A 26,068-nucleotide genomic window follows, 5' to 3' on the forward strand; every position below is an offset into this window, starting at 1 on the left:
AACAATACTTATTTGTGCGCAGCTAATGGCCTTAAAAACAACCAAAATCACGCCGACAAAAAAGATAACTGTCCGCACGGTAAGCGAGGCTTTGCCTCGTGCACATTATCAGCGTTGCCCCCAGTGCGATACGCTTTTTATGTTGCCGAAGATGAAATCGCACCAAAGCGCCTTTTGTCCCCGCTGCGATGCAAAAATTCGCGATGGCCGCGACTGGTCGTTAACCCGTCTTGCCGCCATGGCTGTTACCATGCTGCTGCTGATGCCCTTCGCCTGGACCGAACCGCTGCTCAAACTCTATCTGCTGGGCGTGCGCATTGATGCCAACGTCCTGCAGGGGATCTGGCAGATGACGCGCCAGGGCGATCCCCTCACCGCCGCCATGGTGCTGTTCTGCGTTGTCGGCGCGCCCCTGGTGTTGGTTGCGGCGATCGCCTACCTGTGGTTTGGTAACATTCTGGGGATGAACCTGCGCCCGGTCCTGCTGATGCTGGATAAACTCAAAGAGTGGGTCATGCTGGATATTTATCTGGTGGGCGTTGGCGTGGCGTCAATAAAAGTGCAGGACTATGCGTTTCTCCAGCCCGGCGTGGGGCTTTTTGCCTTTATCTGTCTGGTGCTACTCAGCATCCTGACCCTGATCCATCTCAACGTTGAGCAGCTCTGGGAGCGTTTTTACCCTCAGCGCCCGGCTACCCGCCCGGATGAGAATCTCCGCGTCTGTCTGGGATGCCACTACACCGGCCTGCCGGACGCGCGCGGTCGCTGCCCGCGCTGCCACATCCCGTTGAGGCTTCGACGCAACAATAGCCTGCAAAAATGCTGGGCGGCGCTGATTGCCTCACTGGTGTTTCTGATCCCAGCCAATACCTTACCGATCTCCATCATTTACGTGAACGGTGGTCGTCAGGAAGATACTATTCTCTCCGGGATTATCTCCCTTGCACACAGCAACGTTGGGGTGGCGGCCATCGTCTTTATCGCCAGTATCCTGGTTCCCTTTACCAAAGTGGTGGTGATGTTTACCCTGCTGGTCAGCATCCACTTTAAGTGTGAAGAAGGTTTACGGACCCGTATTCTGCTTCTGCGATTCGTCACCTGGATTGGCCGCTGGTCAATGCTGGATCTGTTTGTGATTTCGCTGATGATGTCGCTGATTAATCGCGACCAGCTACTTGCTTTTACTATGGGACCCGCAGCTTTTTATTTCGGCTCTGCGGTGATATTGACTATTCTTGCTGTGGAATGGCTGGATAGCCGCTTACTTTGGGATGCACATGAGTCAGGAAACCCCCGCTTCGCCGACTGAAGCGAGAATTAAAACAAAACGCCGCATTTCGCCATTCTGGTTGCTGCCCGTCATCGCCCTGATGATTGCAGGCTGGCTTATCTGGACGAGCTATGAAGATCGCGGGAGTACCGTCACCATTGACTTCCAGACCGCCGACGGCATTGTCGCCGGGCGAACGCCCGTTCGCTTCCAGGGGGTCGAAGTAGGTACGGTTCAGGACATCTCCCTTGGTAAAGGGCTGAACAAGATTCAGGTGCGTGTCAGCATAAAATCTGACATGCAGGATGCCCTGCGCAGCGAAACACAGTTCTGGCTGGTGACGCCAAAAGCCTCTCTGGCCGGCGTGTCCGGGCTGGATGCGCTGGTTGGCGGTAACTACATCGGTATGATGCCGGGCAAAGGTGAACCGCAGGATCACTTCGTCGCGCTGGATACGCAGCCGAAATATCGCCTGAATAACGGGGATCTGATGATCCACCTCCAGGCACCGGATTTGGGCTCGCTAAACAGCGGCTCGCTGGTCTACTTCCGTAAAATTCCCGTCGGCCGCGTGTATGATTACGCGATCAACCCGAACAAACAGGGCGTGACCATCGACGTGCTGATTGAACGTCGGTTCACCAATCTGGTGAAAAAAGGCAGCCGCTTCTGGAATGTCTCCGGCGTGGATGCCGACCTCAGCCTGAGCGGCGCGAAGGTGAAGCTGGAGAGCCTGGCCGCGCTGGTAAACGGTGCCATTGCCTTTGACTCCCCGGAAAATTCAAGCCCTGCCACGGCCGATGACACGTTTGGCCTGTATCCCGATCTGGCCCACAGCCAGCGTGGCGTGATCGTTAAGCTTGTTCTGCCTGATGCCAAAGGGCTGAAAGCGGGGTCAACGCCGCTGATGTACCAGGGGCTACAGGTCGGCCAGCTCACCAAAATGACGCTCAATCCGGGCGGTTCGGTCACCGGCGAAATGACGGTTGATCCAAGCGTTGTCGATCTCCTTCGCGAGAAAACGCGCATTGAGATGCGCAGTCCGAAGCTCTCTCTGAACGATGCCAGCCTCAGCACGTTGCTGACCGGAAATACTTTCGAGCTGATCCCCGGTGAGGGTCAGCCAAGCAATAGCTTCGTGATTGCCCCGGCAGACAAAGCGCTGCTGCAGAAACCGGGCGTGGTGACGGTTACACTCAAAGCGCCTGAAAGTTATGGCATTGAGGCCGGCCAGCCGCTGATTCTCCATGGCGTGCAGGTGGGCCAGGTGCTGGAGCGCACGCTCTCAGAAAATGGCGTGAGCTTCTCGGTTGCTATCGATCCGCAATACAGCAATCTCGTCCATGGTGACAGTAAGTTCGTGGTGAACAGCCGCGTCGATGTGAAGGTTGGCCTGGACGGCGTAGAGTTCCTCGGTGCCAGCGCCAGCGAATGGGTCAACGGCGGCATCCGCATTTTGCCCGGCGACAAGGGCCCCGTACGCGACAGCTATCCGCTGTACGCCAACCTGGATAAAGCCATTGAAAACAGCCTGAGCGATCTGCCGACCACCACCCTCACCTTAAGCGCCGAGACGCTGCCGGACGTACAGGCGGGATCCGTGGTGCTCTACCGCAAGTTTGAAGTTGGGGAGGTGATCACCGTTCGCCCGCGTGCCGACGCATTTGATATCGAACTGCATATCAAGCCGGAGTACCGAAAGCTGCTGACGCCAAACAGCGTCTTCTGGGCTGAAGGCGGCGCGAAGGTGCAGCTTAACGGCAACGGGTTGACGGTGCAGGCCTCCCCGCTCTCACGCGCGCTGCGCGGGGCGATCAGCTTCGATAACCTCAGCGGCGCGGGCGCGAACCTGCGCAAAGGCGATAAGCGAATTCTCTTCCCGTCCGAAACCGCCGCGCGTGCCGTGGGTGGGCAGATTACCCTGCATGCATTCGATGCTGGCAAGCTGGCGGAAGGCATGCCAATTCGCTACCTGGGTATTGATATCGGGCAGATCCAGAAGCTGACGCTGATCACCTCGCGTAACGAGGTGCAGGCCACAGCGGTGCTCTACCCGGAATACGTTCAGACCTTCGCCCGCTCGGGTTCCCGCTTCTCGGTGGTGACCCCGCAGATTTCGGCCGCAGGCGTTGAGCATCTCGACACCATTCTGCAGCCGTACATCAACGTCGAGCCCGGCCAGGGCAAAGCCCGTCGTGATTTCGAGCTGCAGGAAGCCACCATCACCGACTCGCGCTACCTCGGGGGCTTAAGCATTGTGGTGGAAGTGCCGGAAGCCGGCTCGCTTGGCATCGGTACGCCGGTACTGTTCCGCGGCATTGAGGTGGGTACGGTAACGGGTCTGACGCTCGGCACGCTTTCCGACCGCGTAATGGTGGCGTTACGCATCAGCGAACGTTACCAGCACCTGGTGCGTAATAACTCGGTGTTCTGGCTGGCATCCGGCTATTCGCTGGACTTTGGCCTGACGGGTGGCGTGGTGAAAACCGGCACCTTCAACCAGTTCATTCGCGGCGGTATCGCGTTTGCCACGCCGCCGGGAACGCCGCTGGCGCCAAAAGCGCAGCCGGGTAAACACTTCCTGCTGCTGGAAAGCGAACCGAAAGAGTGGCGCGAATGGGGAACGGCCCTGCCGCGTTAATCTGACAGGCTCTGGTGTCAACGCACCGGAGCCTTTATGTTACACTGCGCACCTGAACTTTTCCCTGTGGTGTGCCCGTGGCTCAAAACTCCGTATTTCTTCCTGAACAATTCCTGGCGCAGATGCGCGAGGCGCTTCCTTCTCACCTGTCGTTCGACGATTTTATCGCCGCCTGCCAGCGACCGTTACGCCGGAGTATCCGCGTCAACACGCTAAAAATCAACGTGGAGGATTTTTTGGCCCTGGTCTCTCCGTACGGCTGGCAGCTGACGCCGGTTCCGTGGTGTGAAGAGGGTTTCTGGATCGAGCGCGATGACGAAGACGCCGTGCCGCTGGGAAGTACGGCAGAACATCTGAGCGGCCTGTTTTATATTCAGGAAGCGAGTTCCATGCTGCCGGTTGCCGCCCTGTTCGCCGACGGCAACGCGCCCGAACGCGTGATGGATGTCGCCGCCGCGCCCGGCTCGAAAACCACGCAGATTGCCGCCCGGATGGGTAACCGCGGGGCGATCCTCGCCAACGAATTTTCCGCCAGCCGCGTGAAGGTGCTGCATGCCAATATCAGCCGCTGCGGTATTCACAATGTCGCTCTTACGCACTTCGACGGTCGCGTCTTTGGCGCCGCCCTGCCGGAAATGTTCGATGCCATCCTGCTGGACGCCCCCTGCTCCGGCGAAGGGGTGGTGCGTAAAGATCCCGATGCGTTAAAGAACTGGTCCGTGGAGAGCAATCTTGAGATCGCCGCCACGCAGCGCGAGCTGATCGACAGCGCGTTCCACGCCCTGCGCCCCGGCGGCACGCTGGTGTATTCAACGTGTACCCTCAACCGGGACGAAAACGAAGACGTCTGCCTGTGGCTGAAAGCGCAATACCCGGATGCCGTCGAGTTCCTGCCGCTCAACGATCTGTTTTCCTCGGCACAGGAGGCGGTCACGCCAGAAGGTTTCCTGCACGTATTCCCGCAAATTTACGACTGCGAAGGGTTCTTCGTGGCGCGCCTGCATAAAACGCAGGCAGTTGCTCCCCTGCCCGCCCCTAAATTTAAGGTGGGTAATTTCCCGTTTGCCCCCCTAAAAGGCCGCGATGCCGCACAGCTTGAAGCCGCAGCCAGCAAGGTTGGGCTGGAGTGGGATGAGAGCCTGCGCCCGTGGACGCGTGACAAAGAGATTTGGCTTTTCCCGGCAAATATTGAACCGCTGATTGGCAAAGTGCGCTTTTCCCGCATCGGGATCCGCCTGGCGGAGGTGCATAATAAGGGCTATCGCTGGCAGCATGAGGCGGTCATTGCGCTTGCCGGGCATGAGAATACGTTCGCCCTGACGCACCAGGAAGCCGAAGAGTGGTACCGTGGCCGCGATATTTATCCTGACAGCTCGCCTTCCGCCGATGAAGTGGTGGTGACCTATCAGGGATTCCCGCTGGGACTGGCTAAAAAAGTGGGCTCAAGGCTCAAAAACAGCTACCCGCGTGAACTGGTCCGCGATGGTCGGCTGTTTACCGGTAACGATCGCACCACCTGAAAAAGCGCATTTTTTTACTGGCGATTTCGCTCTCCTTGTCTACGATCAAAAATGGATGACCTTACTGGTCATACCAGATTTTGACAACCGACCCGGAGAGCACTATGACGAAAACCAGCGTGCGTATTGGCGCTTTTGAGATCGACGACGCAGAGCTGCGCGGCGAGGCACAAGGCGATCGAACGTTAAGTATTCCCTGCAAATCCGACCCGGATTTGTGCATGCAGCTTGATGCATGGGATGCGGACACCAGCGTCCCGGCAATACTTGATGGCGAACACTCTGTTCTTTACCGTGAGCATTACGACAGTAAAACCGATGCCTGGGTCTTGCGCCTTGCCTGACCTAAAGAGAACCCGCCCGAAGGCGGGTTATTTATTACTGCAGCTGTGCCAGCGTAAAGTACCCGTCAAAAACCGCCCCCGTATCAATATAGTGCAGGTTAGAAAAATCATACCGTCTGTCGACGGGCGTATGCCCGAACCAGAAGTGATCCGCCCCGCTAATTCCCTGCCCTTTGCCCACCATAAACCCCATCAGGCGGTCGCGATCCCATAGCACTCGCCGGGCGCTTACCGGTTTTTCCCAGTGGTATTCTTCCGCCGGGTAATCAGCGTGTGCAATAACGTTCAGCCCGTTCTCGCAGGTAATTTCGATAATATGCGGTAACGCGCGACAGGCGTTAAGTAACACGCGCGCCTGCTGCTGTTCCTCATGCCCGAGACGCGAAAACCACATTCCACCATTCATCGTCCAGAGGGCAAAATCATTATTATCCAGACTGTCGATAGCCATTTGCTCATGGTTACCCCGCACGGCACGAAACCATTTCTCATTGATAAGCTGCAACGATTTTACGCTGTCCGGACCGCGATCGATCAGATCGCCAACGGAAATAAGTAAATCCTCATAAGGATTGAAATGACGGCGTTTCAGCTCCTCCATGAGTCTCTGGTAACAGCCATGTATGTCGCTGACAACCCAGACGTGACGCCACTCTCCACCTTCTATTCGCTGATACATAAGGCCTCCCTTTAACAGTATAGTCGTCGTCAAAAGCGCAAGAAGACCGGCGAAGTTCTCACAAAGTAAAACAAACGGTAAACCAAAGAGAAATAAAGATCCGCGCGCTATTAATCCCTTTTTACTGGCTCCTTAGAATATGGGGAAATAAAAACGAGAGGTCTTCACGTGTCTAATACACAGCTACATAACGATGTTTTCTATCCGCATCGCACGAATATTATTTCCGAGCTGGTGAACGGCAAACGCGTCCCGGGGCCAATCTGGCGCAAACGCGATTACCGACTGAAGTTCCTTTTACGTTCCCTGCTATTCTGGTCTTCCACCCACCGCATGCTGGAAGCTCTTTCTGGTCGCGACGATTTCGATAAACTGCTTGCCTCGCAAATTACGTTGCCCAGCAAGACCCACCGGCAATATCTGATGCGCGGACTGACGGCAAACGATCGCGCTGACGCTATCGTTAACCATTACTACTGGATTGACAGCCTGAAAGAAAGCGGTCTCGCCCAGGCGATGACCAGCGCACAGGAACAACCCATTGTTCAGTTCCATGCAAAAGACGGTGTAACGTACACAGTCAATGCCTCCTCTGCAGGCAAAGCCGAGCGTGAGGGTGAAAGCACGCTGTGGCTGCGCGACAATGAGGATACGCTGCTGGCCAGCCTGACCTTCAGCGTTGCCCGCAGCCATGGTCAGCAGGTGCTGGTCATTGGCGGACTTCAGGGGCCACGTCGCTGCGTAACACGGGACGCAATTAAACAGGCGACCCGCGCCTGCCACGGTTTGTTCCCCAAGCGCGTGTTGATGGAAGTCGTTTTCCAGCTGGCCGCCCGGTCCTCTGTCCGGGCCATTTTTGCCGTCAGCGATGAGGGACACGTTTTCCGCGCGCTCCGCTATCGCCTCAGCAAAGGCCGCCATTTCCACGCCAGCTATGACGAATTCTGGGATTCTCTGGGCGGAAAAAAACTCTCCACCTTCTGCTGGCAGCTGCCGCTGCAGATGGAGCGTAAATCACTGGAAGAGATAGCCAGTAAAAAACGCGCAGAATATCGTCGTCGCTTTGAACTGCTTGATGAAATTGAGGCGTCCGTTAAATCCCGCTTTTAAAAACAGCTCTGACTTTTGCTGCCTACTCACAAAAATTTAACAAAACAGGCAAAAAGGGCTGGACTTCCGCATGCTGTGTTGTGTTATGTTTTACGAAGTCGCACAGGACGTATGCGCTGTATAGAGAAGATAACGGAGTTAAGTTATTCACTTTTATGCAGATAAAAAGAGACCGAATACGATTCCTGTATTCGGTCCAGGGAAATGGCTCTTGGGAGAGAGCCGTGCGCTAAAAGTTGGCATTAATGCAGGCTAAGTCGCCTTGCCTTTTAAGAATAGATGACGACGCCAGGTTTTCCAGTCCACAGCAAAAGTGGCCTGAAAAAAAGCGTCAGAGCATCATTAAAAGTAAAAAACCGCAGTGCTTTCGCGAGCATCTGCGGTTTTTTATTGGAAACCTGAACGTTAGCAGAGCTTGTCAGCGCGCTCGATAAACGGTGCCAGACTCATCTTCTGCCCAGGTTTGGCCGGGTCATCAATCTGAATCACGCTGATTGGCTGGCCGCTGCTCTTGCCGCTGGCGACCTGCTGCTCAGCGGTATCGTTTAGCGGGTACTGCACCAGCGTACTCGGGTTGATCGCATACAGCGCATGGCCCGGACGGCAGGTGAGCATCACCTCTTCACGATTGAACGCCCATTTGTCTTTGCCCACTTCAAAACGGCTGACGGTGATCACCTGCGGAGCCGCCAGAACGCTTCCCGCGCAGGTCAGCAATAAAAGAGAGAGTACTGTTTTTTTCATTTGATAGTTAACCTTGTCAGAAGGGTTCCCAGGTCGCGAACAGACTAACCGTTGCCAGAACCAGCGCGCCCAGCACCACTTCTGCCTGTGTCATCCTGATAAAAAACTGTTGCGCCCGACCGGAACCCGGACGAAACCGTGGCACCAGAAAATACCGATTTGCCAGCGCAATTGCCACCATCAACGCCACCAGCGCACATTTGAACAATAAAAACTGCACGTAGCCAGCCTGCCAGGGGATCCTGACCCCCAGTATCATGAGCGCATTAACAATACCGGTGAGCAGCACGCCCGCGACGGCATAATGCCCCACGCGCGAGAAACGCATCATGGTGTAAATAGCGGCGTTCTGCCAGCGTCCTTTCGCAAGGCGCATGCAGAACAGGAGCGGCAGCAATCCCCCCACCCAGGTTGCGGCGCACAGCAGGTGAACAGCATGATTGAGACGCTGCATCGCCCCCATCGGACCGTCGCTCATCGCCGCGTGACCTACCCCCGCCAGCAGGATAAGCTGGCCCATCGCGAGCAGCAGCAGCCGCGACCCTTTCAGCGGCGCGAGCCACGCGGCGGCAACGGTGATAACGGCGAGGATAATTTGCCACAGCCAGACGCCGCCAAACCGCGTGCCCAGCACGCTTTGCCAGACCTGCGGGTTAACCACATCGCCCCAGCCGTTGCCCATTAACCCGCCCTGAAGCATAAACATCAGAAGCGCAGCTGCCAGGCTAATGAGAGACGCCGCTCTCTGCTGTGACTGGAAACGGCGTGCCATCAGGCGGTGCAGCCCGGAGGGCGCAAACCAGACGCTGTAAAGCGCATTGCCAAAAACGAGCATCAGCGCCGCAAAATGGATGAAGCGCAACCCCACATATAACAGTGCCAGCATGCTATTTCACGCTAAAGTGATAGCTGCCCCTGGTTTTGTGGCCATCCACGGAAACCACATGCCAGTCCACCCGGTAAGTGCCAGGCACCAGCGTCTGTTCCAGCGGAACGGTCAGCTGCGCCTTGTTCTTTTCATCGCGCGAAGCGGTACCCGTTTTGATAACCTGCTTTTGTGCGTCCGTCACTACGACCCCGCTAAATCCAGGTTCAATACCTTCGGAGAAATTCAGCGTCAGTACCTGCGGAGCCGCCACCTGACTGTCTGCTACCGGGCTCTGCTGTTTAAGATGCGCATGCGCCAGTACTGAGGGTGAGGTTACCGTTGAGGCCAGAAAAATCAGTGCGCATACCGCGCGGGAAGCGGATAAACCCATCGCAATCATTCCTTTTTGTTATGTCTGTATGCTAAAGAATAACGCTGTATAATAAACGAGTCGAGGAACATCCCGCCTCCGCTTGTCATCGTCGCGCAATCGCGGTAACGTTGCCGCCGCATAATAAGGAGAAGGTAATGAAGATCAATCTGGCCGCCCTTCCTCAGGACGAGATGGATAAAGTGAATGTCGATCTCGCTGCCGCTGGCGTCGCTTTCAAAGAGCGTTATAACATGCCCATCGTGGCTGAAGTTGTGGAACGTGAACAACCCGTCCATCTGCGCGACTGGTTTCGCGAAAGGTTAATTGCCCACCGTCTCGCCTCGGTCAACCTCTCCCGCTTGCCGTACGAGCCAAAAGTTAAATAAGCTTAACGAGCCGTTACACTTCCTTACGTGGAATCTGGCAGGATAATAAAACCCTGATTAAATTAGGTGTATTCTTAAATCCCTGCGACTCAGTGTATAAGGAAGTCACGATGTCACATTGGAATATTGCGGCAGCCCAGTACGGCGGGCAGCACCCCAGCGTTGAGGACCATGTTGCGCACCATCTCCACTTCATTGCCGAAGCAGCGCAGCAGGCGTGCGATTTACTGGTCTTTCCTGAACTCTCACTAACCGGCACGGGCACGACGGCATTGCCGCCTCCGCCCGATGACGCGCTGCTCCTGCCATTACTAAAGGCGGCGCATTTTTACCGCATTACCCTTATTGCAGGCCTGCCCGTTGAACGAAACGGCCAGCGCCAGAAAGGCCTTGCGCTGTTTACCCCCTCTCGTAACTGCATTTTGCGCTACCCTCAGGGGAGCGGCGCCAGCCTGGTGCCCGGGGAGAAACAGCTCACGATCGTGGATGCGCAAAGCGATTCCCCGAATCTTGATCCGCAGGCGGCGCTGTTCACCAGCTGTCAGTCGGTAAGGGATTATCGCTGGCGGCAGTCCATCAGCACTCTGCAGCGCTTTGCTCACAGGTATGCCATCGCGGTGTTAATGGCGAATGCCAGCGCGGGCAGCGCGTTATGGGACGAAAAGGGCCAGCTGATCGTTCGGGCGGATAAAGGTGAGCTTCTTTTAACGGGCACGCGCAACAGACAGGGTTGGCAAGGCGATATCATTCCTTTAGGCTAAGCGTTTTAAGCTCAGGAGATTTTAATGCTGCGCGTCATTGATACCGAAACTTGCGATCTTCAGGGCGGAATTGTGGAAGTGGCCTCGGTCGACGTGGTTGACGGTAAAATCGTCAACCCGATGAGCCATCTGGTGCGCCCCGATCGCCCGATTAGCCCACAGGCCATGGCTATCCATCGCATCACAGAATCAATGGTGGCGGATAAACCCTGGATAGAAGACGTTATCCCGCACTACTATGGCAGCCCATGGTACGTTGCACACAACGCCAGCTTTGACCGTCGGGTACTTCCTGAAATGCCCGGGGAGTGGATTTGCACCATGAAGCTGGCGCGCCGCCTCTGGCCTGGGATCAAATACAGCAACATGGCGCTGTATAAATCCCGCAAGCTCAGCGTCAGGACGCCGGAAGGTCTGCACCATCACCGCGCCCTGTATGACTGCTATATCACCGCCGCGCTGCTCATAGACATTATGAATACCTCCGGCTGGACGCCTGATGATATGGCAACGATCACCGGGCGCCCTGCGCTGCTGACGACGTTCACCTTCGGCAAATACCGCGGGAAAGCGGTATCGGATATCGCGGATAAAGATCCGGGCTATCTGCGCTGGCTGTATAATAACCTCGACAAGATGAGCCCGGAGCTGCGCTTGACCCTGAAACATTACCTGGGCGAAGCTTAACGCTCAGTACGGCCTGGCAATGTGTCCTGCGCCAGGCCGATCAAAAAGGCATACTCCAGCGCCACCCCTTCGTAGGATTTGAATCGCCCCGATTTCCCCCCGTGTCCGGAGTCCATATCGGTACAGAGCAGCAACAGGTTATCATCGGTCTTTAGTTCTCGCAGTTTTGCCACCCACTTAGCCGGTTCCCAGTATTGCACCTGTGAATCGTGCAATCCGGTGGTGACCAGCATGTGCGGGTACGCTTTCGCTTCCACGTTGTCATACGGGCTGTACTCTTTCATATAGCGATAATAGGTTTCGTCCTGCGGGTTACCCCACTCTTCGAACTCCCCGGTCGTCAGCGGAATGGACTCATCGAGCATGGTGGTAACCACATCAACAAACGGAACCTGCGCAACAATGCCCTTAAAGCGATCCGGGCGCTGGTTGATGACGGCCCCCATCAGCATTCCGCCCGCGCTGCCGCCCATGCCAAAGCAGAGCTGCGGATCGCCATAGCCTTGTTCAATCAGCGCATCGCAGACGTCGAGATAGTCGTTGAAGGTATTTTTCTTTTTCAGGAATTTACCGTCTTCATACCAGTGCTGCCCCAGCTCGCCGCCGCCGCGAATATGGGCAATGGCGAAAACAAAGCCGCGGTCGAGCAGGCTTAATCTGCTGCTGCTGAAGTCGGCATCCATGCTGGAGCCATAGGAGCCGTAGCCGTAGACCAGGATCGGATTTTTCCCCTTCTGGAAATGTGCCTTGTGATAAACGAGTGAAACCGGCACCTCCACGCCATCGCGCGCGGTGACCCACAGGTGCTCGCTGCGGTAATTGTCGGAATCAAAGCCCTTCACTTCGGTTTGCTTAAGCACCTGGCGCTGCCCGGTGTCCATATCCAGCTCGAAGAGCGTATCCGGCGTGGTCATCGACGAGTAACCGTAGCGCAGCCGGGACGATTCAGGTTCAGGATTGAAGCCGATCCACGTGACGTAGGCCGGATCGTCGAATGCTATCCCTATCACCTCGCGCGTTTTACGGTTGATTTGCCGGATACTGGTCAGCCCCCGCTGGCGCTCCTCCACCACCAGCCAGTCGGTAAACAGCGTGAACCCTTCCAGCATTACCTGATCCCGCGCGGGAATGAGCACCTCCCACTTGCGCTCGTCGCGCACTTTGGTTTTGTAGAGGCCGAAGTTTTTGCCCTCGCGATTCGAGCGCAGATAAAAGCTGTGCTGGAAGTGATCCAGACTGTACTCGTGATCTTTGCGACGCGGCAGGAAGCAGAGCGGCTGGGCATCAGGCAGTTCGGCATCCAGCAGCAAGACTTCAGAGGTGGTGGCGCTGGCCAGAAAGATAATCACATAGTGACGCGAGGAAGTTTTATGCAGGCTGACATAAAACGTTTCATCCTTCTCTTCATAAACCAGCTCGTCATCGGCAGAGTCCGTGCCTACGGTATGGCGCCACACCTGATAAGGCAGCAGCGTGGAGGCGTGCTTTTTAACGTAGTAGACCGTCTCAGAATCGTTCGCCCAGACGAAATCCGGGGAGACGTTTTCCAGCATTTCCGGATACCAGTTGCCGGTTTCCAGATTGCGAAAACGCAGGCCGTACTGGCGACGGGAGAGATAATCCTCCGCCAGCGCCATAATGATATTGTCCGGAGAGATGGACATACCGCCCAGGGTATAAAACTCGCTGTGAGCTGCACGCTGGTTAGCATCCAGCAGAATGTCCCATTCATCCCACTCGGCGCTTAATACCGACTGTCGTTGATAAATCGGGTACTCATTGCCGGGCTCGTAAATATGGCGATAGCGATAGCCGTTTTTGGTCCAGGGCGCGGAGATGTCGCGTTGTGGAATACGCTGCACCATTTCATTCAGCAGCTGGTCCTGAAGCGCCTGCTGGCTGGCCATGACCCTGCGGCCATAGTCATTTTCCTCGTGCAGGTAGTCGAGCACCTCTGGCCGGGAACGTGAATCGTCCCGCAGCCAGTAATAGTTGTCTATACGCGTATCGCCATGCGTGGTGATCGCATAAGGAGTACGTCGGGCTTTCGGTGGCATGTCATCATTCTTTTGAGTTTTACACCCTATAAGGTTGGCAAAACCCACGCATGATGCAAGCGAAACATGACCATGAGGGCGCGAGTTAGCCCTGTAGCGCCTGTTTTTGCTCCCGGATATCTTTTTCTATCCCCTCGCGCACATCCTGAGGGATCTTCAGCGCGTCGCCGAGGGCGTTGAGATAGCTGCGCTCCATAAAGTGATCGATATCTATGGCGGCACAGCTAAGGAAATAGAGCTCCAGCGCCTCTTCCTCATTTTTCACGCTCAGTGCCAGACGCTGCGGATCGAGCGGCTGCTCAATGGCCTGCGCCACCAGCGTTCTGCCCTGCTCTTCAACACCCGCCTCGCGCAGCTGCTGTTCGATAGCCGCTCTTTCATTATCATCAATGTGCCCGTCGCTTTTCGCGGCAAACACCAGCGCCAGGATGAGCCGCTCCGTGCGCAGGTCCAGCGGCGAAGTCTCCTCCCCAAAGTGGGGTTCATCGCGGTGCGCTGCCCGCACCTTGTCCTTATATTTGTTCCACAGCACGGTGCCGGCGATAGCGCCGCCCCCGGCCAGCAGCGCGCCGGTACCGTACTTCGCCAGAAGCTTGCGTGAGGATTTATTGGCAACCAGCAGCCCTGCCAGCCCACCGAGCGCCCCCGGCACCAGCAGCTTGCTCAGCCCCTGGTCGCCGGAACCTGACGTTTTCTGCCCTAACATGGATTGCAGTTGATTTAACAAGCCTGACATGGTTTCCCTCACTTAACGGTTAACATGTTACCCAGCGTAAGCGAGCAGGCGTCAGGAAATGTCCATCAAGCCTAAAGAAGCGCAAATTTCTTATCCACCCATTTGCCCTGCGCAAGACAGACGCAAACGTTTTCGTTTATACTGCGCGCATCTTTTTCAGGGGGAATGTTATGACTCGTTTAGGAACCGCGCTGCGCCCTGCGGCGACGCGCGTGATGCTGTTGGGATCGGGCGAGCTGGGTAAAGAAGTTGCCATTGAGTGCCAGCGTTTAGGTGTGGAAGTGATTGCCGTAGACCGCTACGCCGACGCGCCCGCCATGCACGTTGCCCATCGTTCTTATGTGATTAACATGCTGGACGGTGATGCCCTGCGTACGCTCATTGCACAGGAGAAACCGGATTTTGTTGTGCCGGAAATTGAAGCTATCGCAACCGATACGCTGATCGCCCTTGAGCAGGAAGGCCAGCGCGTGGTGCCCTGTGCCAAAGCGGCAAAACTGACCATGAACCGTGAAGGCATTCGCCGCCTGGCAGCAGAAGAGCTGGGACTGCCCACCTCAGGCTACCGTTTTGCGGGCGATAAAGCCGCATTCCTGCAGGCCGTTGAAGAGATTGGCTACCCGTGCATCATTAAGCCGGTGATGAGCTCTTCCGGAAAAGGGCAAAGCTTTATCCGCGACAGCAGCACGCTGGACAGCGCATGGGATTATGCGCAACAGGGTGGCCGTGCCGGGGCCGGTCGCGTCATTGTCGAAGGCGTGGTGAAGTTTGATTTCGAAATCACTCTGCTCACCGTCAGCGCCGTGGACGGCGTCCATTTCTGCGACCCGATCGGTCACCGTCAGGAAGATGGCGATTACCGCGAATCCTGGCAGCCGCAGCAGATGAGCGCCCTGGCGCTGGAGCGTGCCCGGGAGATCGCCCGTAAAACCGTTCTGGCCCTGGGCGGTTACGGCCTGTTCGGCGTGGAGCTGTTCGTCTGCGGTGACGAGGTGATTTTCAGCGAAGTCTCCCCGCGCCCGCATGACACCGGCATGGTCACGCTGATTTCGCAGGATCTCTCCGAGTTCGCCCTGCACGTGCGCGCCTTCCTTGGGCTGCCGGTTGGCGGCATCCGTCAGTACGGCCCGGCGGCGTCTGCGGTGATCCTGCCGCAGCTGACCAGCCAGAATGTGACGTTTGATAACGTCGAAGGTGCGGTTGGCGCAGGCCTGCAGGTCCGTCTGTTCGGCAAGCCGGAGATCGATGGCACCCGTCGTCTGGGCGTGGCGTTAGCCACCGGGGATAGCGTTGACGAAGCCGTGGCAAGAGCAAAAGCGGCGGCTGCGAACGTTAAGGTAGCAGGATAAAAAAAACGGGCCGAAAGGCCCGTTTTTCATGCTGAGAATGAGTTACTGCTTCGCGCCTTCAACCGCTTCGCGAGCCAGTTTCGTGATGCGATCCCAGTCGCCCGCTTCCAGCGCATCCGCCGGAACCAGCCATGAACCGCCGATGCACAGCACGCTTTTCAGCGCCAGGTAGTCACGGTAGTTGGCCGGAGAGATACCGCCCGTCGGGCAGAAGCGTACCTGAGAGAATGGACCCGCAATTGCCTGCAGCGCTTTGGTGCCGCCGTTCGCTTCAGCCGGGAAGAATTTGAACTCTTTCAGACCGTAGTCCATGCCCAGCATCAGCTCAGAAACGGTGCTGATACCCGGGATGAGAGGAATAGTGCCTTCGGTTGCTGCTTTCAGCAGCGGTTCGGTCAGGCCCGGGCTGATAGCGAACTGTGCGCCCGCTTCGGTCACGTCCGCCAGCTGCTGCGCGTTGAGAACGGTACCTGCACCGATGATAGCGTCCGGCACTTCTTTAGCGATGGCGCGAATGGCATCCATTGCGCAGGCGGTACGCAGGGTCACTTCCAGAACGCGAACGCCGCCCGCAACCAGCGCTTTCGCCATTGGCACAGCGTGCTCCAGCTTGTTTACCACGATAACCGGCACGACAGGGCCAGTGGTCAGGATTGCTTCTGCACTTGTTTTCCAGTTTTTCATCAGAGTTCTCTCTCGCCAGATCGTTAAAATCAAGTCGTCTTAAAACGTAATACAGGTTGCGCCCTGCTCCGCACCGGAGAGTTTCTCACGCAGCGCGCTGAACATTTCGCGTCCGGTCCCCACGCGCGATGCGCTCAGGTCAGGAATATGGGGCTGACGTGCCGCCAGCTCGGCGTCATCCACCAGCAGGGTTAACTCACCTGTCTGGCCGTTCACGCGGATCATGTCACCGTCGCGCACTTTTGCCAGCAAACCGCCGTCGTAGGCTTCCGGCGTGACGTGGATGGCAGAAGGCACTTTACCGGATGCCCCGGAGAGGCGTCCATCGGTCACTAACGCAATTTTGAAACGGCGGTCCAATAATACACCAAGTGGTGGCATAAGTTTATGTAATTCTGGCATGCCGTTCGCTTTTGGCCCCTGATGACGCACCACCACCACACAGTCTTTATCAAGCAGACCGGCGTCAAAGGCGGGCAACACGTCATGCTGGCTTTCAAACACCACCGCCGGAGCCTCAATAACCTGGTTCTCTTCCGGTACGGCAGAGGTCTTCATCACCGCACGACCAAGGTTGCCGCTCAGTACTTTGGTGCCGCCGTGAGGAGAGAACGGTTTGTCGAAGGTGGCAATTACCTGCGCATCAAGAGACGCGCTTGCCCCGTCGCGCCAGTCCAGCTCGCCGTTGTTCAGCCACGGCTCCAGGGTGTAGCGCTTAAGGCCAAAGCCCGCTACGGTGTTGACATCCTCATGCAGCAGACCGCCTTTCAGCAGCTCGCGCATCAGCACCGGCACGCCGCCCGCGGCCTGGAAGTGGTTGATATCAGCCGGGCCGTTCGGGTACAGGCGCGCCATCAGCGGCACCACGGAGGAGATATCGGAGAAATCATCCCAGTTGATCAGGATGCCCGCCGCACGCGCCATCGCCACCAGGTGCATGGTGTGGTTGGTTGAACCGCCGGTCGCCAGCAGCGCAACGATACCGTTGACGATGACTTTTTCATCGACCATTTTGCCCATCGGCATCCATTCGTTGCCGTTTCCGGTCAGACGCGTCACCTGACGAGCCGCCGCTTCGGTCAGCGCCTGGCGCAGCGGCGCATCCGGCTGGATGAAGGATGAGCCCGGAAGCTGCATCCCCATAAACTCCACCACCATCTGGTTGGTGTTGGCCGTACCGTAGAACGTACAGGTTCCTGGCGCATGGTAGGACGCGGCTTCGGCTTCCAGCAGCGCCTGACGATCGGCTTTGCCTTCCGCATACAACTGGCGAATACGCACTTTTTCTTTGTTCGGCAGACCGCTGGCCATCGGGCCGGATGGCACGAAGATCGCAGGCAGGTGACCAAACGACAGCGCCGCCATCACCAGGCCCGGAACAATCTTGTCGCACACGCCGAGATACAGCGCGCCATCAAACATGTTGTGTGACAGCCCCACCGCCGCAGACATCGCAATCACTTCCCGGCTCAGCAACGAGAGCTCCATACCGTCCTGCCCCTGCGTCACGCCGTCGCACATGGCCGGGACGCCGCCCGCCACCTGCCCCACGGCATTCACGCTGTGCAGCGCTTGGCGAATGATGTTGGGATAAACCTCATACGGCTGGTGTGCGGAAAGCATATCGTTATAGGAGGTAATGATAGCGATATTGTTACGCAACATGCTTTTCAGCGAGGCTTTATCATCGGGCTGGCAAGCAGCGAAGCCGTGCGCCAGGTTCCCGCAGGCCAGCTGAGATCGGTGGACGGTGTTGCTCTTCGCCTGTTCAATGCGGGCGAGGTAGGCCGAACGGGTCTCTTTCGAGCGCTCGATAATGCGTTGTGTTACGCGTAACAATACAGGATTCATAAAAGCTCCTTTAATTTATCTGTCCGGGCTCGGGAGTTTACAAAGTCGCTGGCGGTTGTTAACAACGCTGAAACGCTTGCTGTCCGGAGCTCAGGGGCAAAATCACTTCCGGCAGTGTAATAAAAAAAGCCCCGCGGGTGAATCCACGCGGAGCTTAAAAGTATAAAAATTGTGCCACTAGCTGTGTTAGATCATGTTACCGGTAAAATAACACCTTCGGGCTAGAGGATTATCTTACTCAAACTCGTTCCAGGAGCGGCCATCACGGGTGATCATCGCCACGGAGGCGACAGGCCCCCAGGTGCCCGCCTGATACGGTTTTGGCGCATCCTGATCGGCAGCCCAGGCTTCGGTGATGGAGTCGACCCATTTCCACGCCTCTTCCACTTCATCGCGACGCACAAACAGCGCCTGGATACCGCGCATGGTTTCCAGCAGCAGACGCTCGTAGGCATCGGCCAGGTGCGTCTGGTTGAAGGTTTCGGAGTAGCTCAGATCCAGCTTGGTGGTCTGCAGGTTGTGCTTGTGATCCAGGCCCGGCACTTTGTTCAGGATCTGGATATCCACCCCTTCGTCCGGCTGCAGACGAATGGTCAGTTTGTTCTGCGGCAGCTCCTGCCAGGACTCTTTAAACAGGTTCAGCTCAGGGTTTTTGAAGTAAACGACAACTTCAGAGCATTTGGCTGGCAGACGTTTACCGGTACGCAGGTAGAAAGGCACACCCGCCCAACGCCAGTCGTCGATATCCACGCGGATTGCCACAAAGGTCTCGGTGTTGCTGGACTTGTTCGCGCCCTCTTCTTCCAGGTAGCCCGGCACTTTTTTGCCTTGCGCAAACCCGGCGGTGTACTGACCGCGAACGGTCTTCTCGCGCACGTTGGAGCGGTCAATGCGGCGCAACGACTTCAGCACTTTCACTTTGGCGTCGCGGATGCTGTCAGCCGTCAGGTCAGACGGTGGAGACATGGCAATCATGCACAGAATTTGCAGCAGGTGGTTCTGAATCATGTCGCGCATCTGGCCGGCCTGGTCAAAGTAACCCCAGCGACCTTCAATCCCCACCTCTTCCGCCACGGTAATTTCCACGTGGTCGATAGTACGGTTGTCCCAGTTATTCACAAACAGGGAGTTAGCGAAACGCAGCGCCAGCAGGTTCAGTACCGTTTCTTTACCCAGATAGTGGTCAATACGGTAGACCTGGCACTCTTCAAAGAACTCGCCCACCTGGTCGTTGATTTCACGCGAGGTTGCCAGCGACGTACCCAGCGGCTTCTCCATCACCACGCGCGCCGGTTTGGCGTTCAGTTTGGCTTCGCCCAAACCTTTGCAGATGGCGCCGAAGGTGCTTGGCGGCATAGCGAAATAGTTGATGGTGACACGATTTTTCTGATCCAGCATGGCACCCAGGCGGGAAAATGCGCTGACGTCATTGACGTCCAGGTTGCAGAAATCGAGACGACCGCTCAGGGTATCCCACAAACTTTCATCAATTTTTTCCTTCATGAAAGTTTCGAGCGCCTCGCGGACGACTTTGGTATAAGCGTCCTTGTCCCAGTCGGCGCGACCAACACCCAGGATACGGGTATCCGGATGAATTTGGCCCGCTTTCTCCAGTTGATACAGGGAAGGCAGCAATTTCCGGCGTGCAAGATCGCCTTTCGCGCCGAAAATGACCAGGTCACATGCCTGGGCTGTTTGCGTTACCGCCATGTCATTCTCCTCAGTTGGATCACCTGGTACTTCTGCCAGGTATCGTTGTAATTTTATTACAATGCACTGTACTGCTTTTACGTCATTCCCGAAACCATTAGCGCTTATCGTCTCGTGCGATACGGCGAATTTTCGCGCTTTAGCCAATTACGGCGGAGTAATGACGCAACAGCCGTCGATAATTTGCGCAACAGGGTCATAGCAAAACCCGACATCGATCAAGTAATGAAAAAAAACAACAACATTATCTTGTCGACTGTTACCCTTTATGGAAGCCACAGGGGTAATATCGGCTAAATCGAATCAAGATTTCATCTATAAATGAAATCGTTTCCACCCCCATGAGCGCCCTGTTAACAATGAACATGCTTGAAAAAATCCAGTTTCAACTGGAACACCTTAGCAAATCCGAGCGAAAAGTGGCTGAAGTCATTCTGGCCTCTCCCGCTCAGGCGATTCATTCAAGCATCGCCGCTCTGGCTCAGGAAGCGGGCGTCAGTGAACCGACGGTCAACCGCTTCTGCCGCAGCCTGGAAACGCGCGGCTTTCCCGATTTTAAACTGCATCTGGCACAAAGTCTGGCAAACGGCACCCCTTATGTTAATCGCAATGTGGATGAAGACGACAGCGTAGATGCCTATACGGCAAAAATATTTGAGTCGGCCATGGCCACGCTTGACCACGTTCGCCAGTCTCTGGATATGAGTTCCGTGAATCGCGCGGTGGATTTGCTCACCCAGGCCAAGCGCATTGCCTTCTTCGGTCTTGGCTCGTCAGCCGCCGTGGCGCACGACGCCATGAACAAATTCTTCCGCTTTAACGTGCCGGTTATTTATTCAGATGACATTGTGCTGCAACGCATGAGCTGTATGAATTGCAGTGAAGATGACGTCGTGGTACTGATTTCGCACACTGGCCGCACGAAAAGTCAGGTTGAGCTGGCGCAACTGGCCCGTGAAAACGATGCCATGGTGATCGCCCTCACCACCGCCGGCACGCCGCTGGCGCGAGAGGCGACCCTCGCCATTACGCTGGACGTACCTGAGGATACCGACATGTATATGCCAATGGTGTCCCGTCTGGCGCAGCTCACGGTAATCGACGTGCTGGCGACCGGCTTTACCTTACGCCGGGGCGCAAAATTCCGAGATAACTTGAAGCGAGTCAAGGAAGCGCTGAAGGAATCGCGTTTTGATAAAGAATTGCTTATAAAGAGCGATGTTCCCTGAAAGTAGATAACGAAGACGTAACCCATAATTAGATGTAACGATTTCCGGCATTCGGCCCCCTCTTTGCTGCCTTGCAGCAGATGAAGGCCGATTCAATGTTCACGCAACACCAAAGTTGTTTCAGTCAACGGAGTATTACATGTCCAGAAGGCTTCGCAGAACCAAGATCGTCACCACCTTAGGCCCGGCCACCGATCGCGATAATAACCTCGAAAAGATTATCGCCGCTGGCGCCAACGTGGTACGTATGAACTTCTCACACGGTACGCCAGAAGACCATAAATTACGTGCCGATAAAGTGCGTGAGATCGCAGCAAAACTGGGCCGCCACGTTGCCATTCTTGGTGACCTGCAGGGTCCTAAAATTCGCGTATCGACCTTTAAAGAGGGGAAAGTTTTCCTCAATATCGGCGACAAATTCCTGCTGGATGCCAACCTGGGCAAAGGTGAAGGCGATAAAGAGAAAGTCGGGATCGACTATAAAGGCCTGCCGGCTGACGTGGTGCCTGGCGATATCCTGCTGCTCGACGACGGCCGCGTACAGCTGAAGGTGCTGGAAGTTCAGGGCATGAAAGTGTTCACCGAAGTCACCGTCGGCGGCCCGCTCTCCAACAATAAAGGCATCAACAAACTGGGCGGCGGCCTCTCTGCGGAAGCGCTGACCGATAAAGACAAAGCGGACATCGTAACGGCTGCGCTGATCGGCGTCGACTACCTTGCCGTCTCTTTCCCGCGCTGCGGCGAAGATCTGAACTATGCGCGCCGTCTGGCACGTGACGCAGGCTGCGATGCCAAAATCGTTGCCAAAGTTGAACGTGCGGAAGCCGTGTGCGATCAGGATGCGATGGACGACGTGATTCTGGCGTCTGACGTGGTAATGGTTGCGCGCGGTGACCTGGGCGTGGAAATCGGCGATCCTGAGCTGGTCGGTATCCAGAAAGCGCTGATCCGTCGCGCGCGTCAGCTGAACCGCGCGGTGATCACCGCCACCCAGATGATGGAATCCATGATCACCAACCCAATGCCAACCCGTGCGGAAGTGATGGACGTCGCGAACGCCGTGCTGGACGGTACCGATGCGGTGATGCTGTCTGCAGAAACCGCGGCGGGCCAGTATCCGGCAGAAACCGTGGCCGCGATGGCGCGCGTCTGTCTGGGCGCTGAGAAGATCCCAAGCATCAACGTCTCTAAACACCGTCTGGACGTGCAGTTCGACAATGTGGAAGAAGCGATTGCGATGTCTGCCATGTACGCTGCTAACCACCTGAAAGGCGTTACGGCGATCATTACCATGACCGAATCCGGCCGTACCGCGCTGATGACTTCCCGTATCAGCTCTGGCCTGCCAATCTTCGCTATGTCCCGTCACGAGCGCACGTTGAACCTGACGGCGCTGTATCGCGGTGTTACCCCGGTACACTTCGACAGCACCAATGACGGCGTAGCCGCGGCGCACGATGCCGTAAACCTGCTGCGCGACAAAGGTTACCTGGTATCCGGTGATATCGTCATTGTGACCCAGGGTGATGTAATGAGCACCATCGGCTCAACCAATACCACCCGCGTAATGACCGTAGAGTAAGATCCGATCCCCTCTCCCCGATGGGGAGAGGGACAGGGTTAGGGGTTGTTTTTTTATTTCCTCGGGTAAAGTTCTTTGCGTTTGTAGGGCTCGGTTTCGCCTGGCTTACGCGTTTTCAGCAGCTTCAGTATCCACGTGTACTGTTCAGTATGCGGCCCCACCAGCAGTTCCACCTCTTCATTCATGCGACGCGCAATGGTGCGATCGTCTGCGGTCAGCAGGTCATCCATAGGCGGACGCACTTCAATACTCAGGCGATGCGTTTTACCGTCATAAATCGGGAAAAGTGGGATCACGCGTGCGCGGCAGACCTTCATCAGGCGACCAATCGCGGGAAGCGTGGCTTTGTAGGTCGCAAAGAAGTCGACAAACTCGCTGTGCTCGGGCCCATGGTCCTGATCCGGCAGATAGTAGCCCCAGTACCCCTGACGTACGGACTGAATAAACGGCTTTATACCATCGTTACGCGCGTGCAGGCGACCGCCAAAACGACGACGTACCGTATTCCAGACAAAATCATAGATTTTATTGCCCTGGTTATGGAACATCGCCGCCATTTTCTGCCCCTGCGATGCCATCAGCATCGCCGGGATATCCACGCCCCAGCCGTGCGGCACGAGGAAAATGACTTTCTCGTCATTGCGGCGCATCTCATCAATGATTTCCAGCCCTTTCCAGTCAACGCGGTCGATGATTTTTTCCGGCCCTTTCAGCGCCAGCTCCGCCATCATCGCCATCGCCTGTGGGGCAGTGGTATACATCGCGTCGATGATCGCCTCACGCTCGGCATCGCTTTTTTCAGGAAAACAATAATAGAGATTGATCTGCGCACGACGACGCGCGCTTTTACCTAACCGCCCGGCCAGACGGCCTATTTTGCCCAGGACGGGATCGCGCAGCGCGGCAGGCAGCATGGCGATCCCTGCGAAGGTATAAACGCCCAGCCAGGCGCCCCAGTTGCGCGGATGTCGGAAGGATTTTTCAAACTCAGGAATGTATTCAATATTATTTTTTTTTGTTTCCATGCTGGTTCCAGGGTCTGGTGACGCAAAAATTTATTCAATAGTGTAGCGAGGCAGCCGTCCACGCACAAAAGAAAAAGCCGGCGCATACTGACACCGGCTTTTTTCACAAAACAGAAGGCTTAGTTTAAGCTCAGCTGCGGTATCACCTCTTTCGCCTGCGCCAGGTAATCAGAACGATCTTTACCTGTCAGGCCTTCGGTGCGCGGCAGTTTCGCCGTCAGCGGGTTCACGGCTTGCTGGTTGATCCACACTTCATAGTGCAGGTGTGGTCCAGTAGAACGTCCGGTATTGCCGGAGAGCGCGATACGGTCGCCGCGTTTCACTTTCTGCCCCGGTTTGACCAGCAGCTTACGCAGGTGCATATAGCGGGTGGTGTAGGTGCGACCGTGACGGATAGCAACGTAATAACCCGCTGCGCCGCTGCGTTTTGCCATCACCACTTCGCCATCGCCAACCGACAGCACCGGCGTGCCCTGCGGCATCGCGAAGTCAACGCCACGGTGAGGCGCAACTCGCCCGGTAACCGGGTTCAGACGACGCGGATTGAAGTTAGAGGAAACGCGGAACTGTTTAGCCGTCGGGAAACGCAGGAAGCCTTTCGCAAGGCCTGTACCGCTGCGGTCATAGAACTTGCCGTCTTCAGCGCGAATGGCGTAGTAGTCTTTGCCCTCAGATCGCAGACGTACGCCCAGCAGTTGGCTCTGCTCGCGCTTGCCGTCCAGCATTTCGCGGGACATCAGCACGGAAAATTCGTCGCCTTTCTTCAGCTTACGGAAGTCCATCTGCCACTGCATGGCTTTGATTACCGCGCTGATTTCACCGCTGGTCAGGCCCGCATCACGGGCGCTGGAAACAAAGCTTCCACCCACGGTGCCTTTCAACACGCTGTTAACCCAGTCGCCTTTCTGCATTTCACTGGTCATTTTGAAACCGTTTGCAGTGCGGTCGTAGGTGCGGGTTTCGCGACGTGACATTTCCCAGGTCAAACGCTGGAGATCGCCATCCGCCGTTAATGTCCAGGAGAGCTGCTGCCCTATTTTCAGGTTACGCAGGTCTTTATCCGCCGCCGCCAGCTGGCTGATGTTACCCATGTCGATACCGTACTGGTTCAGCACGCTGCTCAGCGTGTCACCGGTAGAGACAACGTATTCGTGGATCCCTGCTTCGTTCTCGGTTTTATCGTCCAGCTCATCCTGCGGGATAGCTTCGTCTTCCTGGGCTGACTGGTCGATTGGCTCACTGGCTTCAGGTAGCAAAGAACGGATCTCGCTCTTTTCAAGCTCAATGGTTTTAATGATAGGGGCAGAACTCGGGTGGTACACATAGGGCCGCCAGACGGCGACCGCTAAGGTGAGAACTGTAAGCGACCCCAGCATAACGCGGTGGGGTCGAGGCAGATTGTTAAATGCCAGGGCGACAGAGCGGGCTATCTGTTGCACGTATTCACTTCCTCGTTAATCTCCTTTCAGGCAGCTCGCATACTGGTTCGCCAGTTGGCTGAGGAACTGCGAATAGCTCGCTTTGCTCAACTGGATATTCGTACCTAGCGGGTCAAGGGTTCCCATGCGCACGGATGTTCCCCTGGCCACGGCTTCTACGACCGCTGGCCTGAACTGTGGCTCAGCAAAAACGCATGTCGCTTTCTGCTCAACCAACTGTGTTCTGATTTCATGTAAACGCTGCGCACCAGGTTGAATTTCAGGGTTGACGGTAAAATACCCAAGCGGGGTCAGACCGTAGTGTTTTTCGTAATAGCCGTAGGCGTCATGAAAAACGAAATACCCTTTTCCTTTCAACGGTGCGAGCTCATTACCTACCTGCTTATCGGTTGCGGCTAATTGTGCCTCAAAATCCTTCAGGTTGGCGTCTAGTTTGGCTCGACTTTGCGGCATAAGTTCCACTAATTTGTCATGGATTGCAACCGCTGAAAGCCGCGCTATCTCTGGGGATAGCCAGAGATGCATGTTGTACTCGCCGTGATGGTGATCTCCATCACCTTTTTCACCCTCTGCAGCGTGATGGTCATGTTCGTCACCGTCATCATCCGCCCCTTTCATCAGCAGCGGTTTCACGCCGGGAAGCCCGGCAATCGCGACCTGTTTTTCACCGGCAATCTGTTTGGCCGACTTCTGCATGAAGGCTTCCATCTCCGGACCAATCCAGACAACTAAGTCTGCGTTTTGTAAGCGTTTTACATCAGACGGGCGCAGGGAGTAGTCATGCTCTGAAGCCCCGTCCGGGAGCAGAACCTGGGTTTCTGTTACCCCGTCGGCAATCGCCGACGCGATGAATCCAAGCGGTTTAAGCGAAGCGACAACAGCAGCGTTAACATCTTGTGCGGTTGTTCCCCAAAGGGCGGTGGATAATGCTGCGAAAAGAAGCGTATTTTTATGTAACATAATGCGACTGATCATCGTAGTGAATGCGTGGAATGTGATATTATAACATTCGTTGACTTCTTC

At 56.1% G+C, this 26,068-nt stretch carries 23 protein-coding genes; 11 read left to right on the forward strand and 12 right to left on the reverse strand.

Annotation, left to right across the window (positions count from 1 at the left end):
• Positions 1-25 precede the first annotated feature (25 nt).
• From yebS to D5066_RS10460, 4 genes are all read left to right on the forward strand, one after another.
• Entirely contained in the window at positions 26-1,309 is a 1,284-nt protein-coding gene (gene yebS / locus D5066_RS10445; protein WP_119915895.1) for a membrane integrity lipid transport subunit YebS, read from the forward strand.
• On the forward strand, positions 1,278-3,911 hold the full coding sequence (locus D5066_RS10450; protein WP_080329450.1) for a PqiB family protein: 2,634 nt from the start codon (positions 1,278-1,280) through the stop codon (positions 3,909-3,911). Before yebS ends, D5066_RS10450 begins: the two co-directional genes overlap by 32 nt.
• Before the next feature lie 77 nt (positions 3,912-3,988).
• Positions 3,989-5,431 (forward strand): 16S rRNA (cytosine(1407)-C(5))-methyltransferase RsmF, encoded by a 1,443-nt coding sequence (gene rsmF, locus D5066_RS10455; protein ID WP_119915897.1) that lies wholly within the window; start codon positions 3,989-3,991, stop codon positions 5,429-5,431.
• Positions 5,432-5,535: 104 nt separating this feature from the next.
• The gene (locus D5066_RS10460; protein WP_006176013.1) at positions 5,536-5,775 is read left to right on the forward strand and encodes a YebV family protein; all 240 of its coding nucleotides are present in this window, start codon (positions 5,536-5,538) and stop codon (positions 5,773-5,775) included.
• A gap of 34 nt (positions 5,776-5,809) precedes the next feature.
• Here D5066_RS10460 and pphA read toward each other — a convergent pair whose 3' ends face one another.
• Positions 5,810-6,454, reverse strand: a complete 645-nt coding sequence (gene pphA / locus D5066_RS10465; protein ID WP_119915898.1) for a protein-serine/threonine phosphatase — start codon at positions 6,452-6,454, stop codon at positions 5,810-5,812.
• 168 nt (positions 6,455-6,622) lie between these two features.
• Here pphA and D5066_RS10470 point away from each other — a divergent pair, with 168 nt between their 5' ends.
• Positions 6,623-7,564, forward strand: coding sequence for a VirK/YbjX family protein (locus D5066_RS10470; RefSeq protein WP_119915899.1), 942 nt, complete (start codon positions 6,623-6,625; stop codon positions 7,562-7,564).
• A 405-nt stretch (positions 7,565-7,969) separates the two neighbouring features.
• On the opposite strand, the gene D5066_RS10475 is transcribed toward D5066_RS10470, so the two are convergent.
• The 3 genes from D5066_RS10475 to yobA are packed head-to-tail and all read right to left on the reverse strand — an operon-like array spanning position 7,970 to position 9,567.
• Complete coding sequence (locus D5066_RS10475) at positions 7,970-8,308, reverse strand: YebY family protein (RefSeq protein ID WP_119915900.1); 339 nt, start codon at positions 8,306-8,308, stop codon at positions 7,970-7,972.
• Positions 8,309-8,324: 16 nt separating this feature from the next.
• On the reverse strand, positions 8,325-9,194 hold the full coding sequence (gene copD / locus D5066_RS10480) for a copper homeostasis membrane protein CopD (protein WP_119915901.1): 870 nt from the start codon (positions 9,192-9,194) through the stop codon (positions 8,325-8,327).
• A 1-nt stretch (position 9,195) separates the two neighbouring features.
• A complete protein-coding gene (yobA, locus tag D5066_RS10485; protein WP_119915902.1) occupies positions 9,196-9,567 on the reverse strand; it encodes a CopC domain-containing protein YobA in 372 nt (123 codons plus the stop codon).
• Positions 9,568-9,704: 137 nt separating this feature from the next.
• Between yobA and D5066_RS10490 the strand changes: the two genes are divergently transcribed.
• From D5066_RS10490 to exoX, 3 genes are all read left to right on the forward strand, one after another.
• A complete protein-coding gene (locus tag D5066_RS10490; RefSeq protein ID WP_119915903.1) occupies positions 9,705-9,935 on the forward strand; it encodes a DNA polymerase III subunit theta in 231 nt (76 codons plus the stop codon).
• 110 nt (positions 9,936-10,045) lie between these two features.
• On the forward strand, positions 10,046-10,696 hold the full coding sequence (locus D5066_RS10495; RefSeq protein ID WP_119915904.1) for a nitrilase-related carbon-nitrogen hydrolase: 651 nt from the start codon (positions 10,046-10,048) through the stop codon (positions 10,694-10,696).
• A gap of 24 nt (positions 10,697-10,720) precedes the next feature.
• On the forward strand, positions 10,721-11,383 hold the full coding sequence (gene exoX / locus D5066_RS10500) for an exodeoxyribonuclease X (protein WP_119915905.1): 663 nt from the start codon (positions 10,721-10,723) through the stop codon (positions 11,381-11,383).
• Here exoX and ptrB read toward each other — a convergent pair.
• Positions 11,380-13,440, reverse strand: a complete 2,061-nt coding sequence (gene ptrB, locus D5066_RS10505; RefSeq protein WP_119915906.1) for an oligopeptidase B — start codon at positions 13,438-13,440, stop codon at positions 11,380-11,382. The genes exoX and ptrB overlap by 4 nt on opposite strands.
• 85 nt (positions 13,441-13,525) lie before the next feature.
• Complete coding sequence (locus D5066_RS10510; RefSeq protein WP_119915907.1) at positions 13,526-14,176, reverse strand: tellurite resistance TerB family protein; 651 nt, start codon at positions 14,174-14,176, stop codon at positions 13,526-13,528.
• Positions 14,177-14,346: 170 nt separating this feature from the next.
• Here D5066_RS10510 and purT point away from each other — a divergent pair, with 170 nt between their 5' ends.
• The gene (purT, locus tag D5066_RS10515; RefSeq protein WP_119915908.1) at positions 14,347-15,525 is read left to right on the forward strand and encodes a formate-dependent phosphoribosylglycinamide formyltransferase; all 1,179 of its coding nucleotides are present in this window, start codon (positions 14,347-14,349) and stop codon (positions 15,523-15,525) included.
• A 42-nt stretch (positions 15,526-15,567) separates the two neighbouring features.
• On the opposite strand, the gene kdgA is transcribed toward purT, so the two are convergent.
• From kdgA to zwf, 3 genes are all read right to left on the reverse strand, one after another.
• The gene (gene kdgA, locus D5066_RS10520) at positions 15,568-16,209 is read right to left on the reverse strand and encodes a bifunctional 4-hydroxy-2-oxoglutarate aldolase/2-dehydro-3-deoxy-phosphogluconate aldolase (protein ID WP_006176036.1); all 642 of its coding nucleotides are present in this window, start codon (positions 16,207-16,209) and stop codon (positions 15,568-15,570) included.
• 39 nt (positions 16,210-16,248) lie between these two features.
• Complete coding sequence (gene edd / locus D5066_RS10525) at positions 16,249-18,060, reverse strand: phosphogluconate dehydratase (RefSeq protein WP_119915909.1); 1,812 nt, start codon at positions 18,058-18,060, stop codon at positions 16,249-16,251.
• Between the two features lie 234 nt (positions 18,061-18,294).
• Positions 18,295-19,770 carry a glucose-6-phosphate dehydrogenase gene (gene zwf, locus D5066_RS10530; RefSeq protein ID WP_025756917.1) on the reverse strand — a complete coding sequence of 492 codons (1,476 nt, stop codon included), beginning with the start codon at positions 19,768-19,770 and terminating at the stop codon, positions 18,295-18,297.
• Between the two features lie 359 nt (positions 19,771-20,129).
• Here zwf and D5066_RS10535 point away from each other — a divergent pair, with 359 nt between their 5' ends.
• Both D5066_RS10535 and pyk read left to right on the forward strand, forming a co-directional pair.
• Complete coding sequence (locus D5066_RS10535; protein ID WP_080329715.1) at positions 20,130-20,999, forward strand: MurR/RpiR family transcriptional regulator; 870 nt, start codon at positions 20,130-20,132, stop codon at positions 20,997-20,999.
• Positions 21,000-21,138: 139 nt separating this feature from the next.
• On the forward strand, positions 21,139-22,581 hold the full coding sequence (pyk, locus tag D5066_RS10540) for a pyruvate kinase (protein ID WP_008500455.1): 1,443 nt from the start codon (positions 21,139-21,141) through the stop codon (positions 22,579-22,581).
• 53 nt (positions 22,582-22,634) lie between these two features.
• Here pyk and lpxM read toward each other — a convergent pair whose 3' ends face one another.
• The 3 genes from lpxM to znuA all read right to left on the reverse strand — a co-directional run bounded on the left by lpxM (position 22,635) and on the right by znuA (position 26,005).
• Positions 22,635-23,606: a lauroyl-Kdo(2)-lipid IV(A) myristoyltransferase gene (gene lpxM, locus D5066_RS10545; protein ID WP_119915910.1), complete on the reverse strand. Its 972-nt coding sequence runs from the start codon at positions 23,604-23,606 to the stop codon at positions 22,635-22,637.
• Positions 23,607-23,725: 119 nt separating this feature from the next.
• Entirely contained in the window at positions 23,726-25,045 is a 1,320-nt protein-coding gene (gene mepM, locus D5066_RS10550; RefSeq protein ID WP_080329462.1) for a murein DD-endopeptidase MepM, read from the reverse strand.
• A 15-nt stretch (positions 25,046-25,060) separates the two neighbouring features.
• A complete protein-coding gene (gene znuA / locus D5066_RS10555) occupies positions 25,061-26,005 on the reverse strand; it encodes a zinc ABC transporter substrate-binding protein ZnuA (RefSeq protein ID WP_133300909.1) in 945 nt (314 codons plus the stop codon).
• Positions 26,006-26,068 lie beyond the last annotated feature (63 nt).

Origin of the sequence: Enterobacter chuandaensis, from assembly GCF_003594915.1 — a bacterium.
In the GTDB taxonomy this organism is placed as follows: Bacteria; Pseudomonadota; Gammaproteobacteria; order Enterobacterales; family Enterobacteriaceae; genus Enterobacter; species Enterobacter chuandaensis.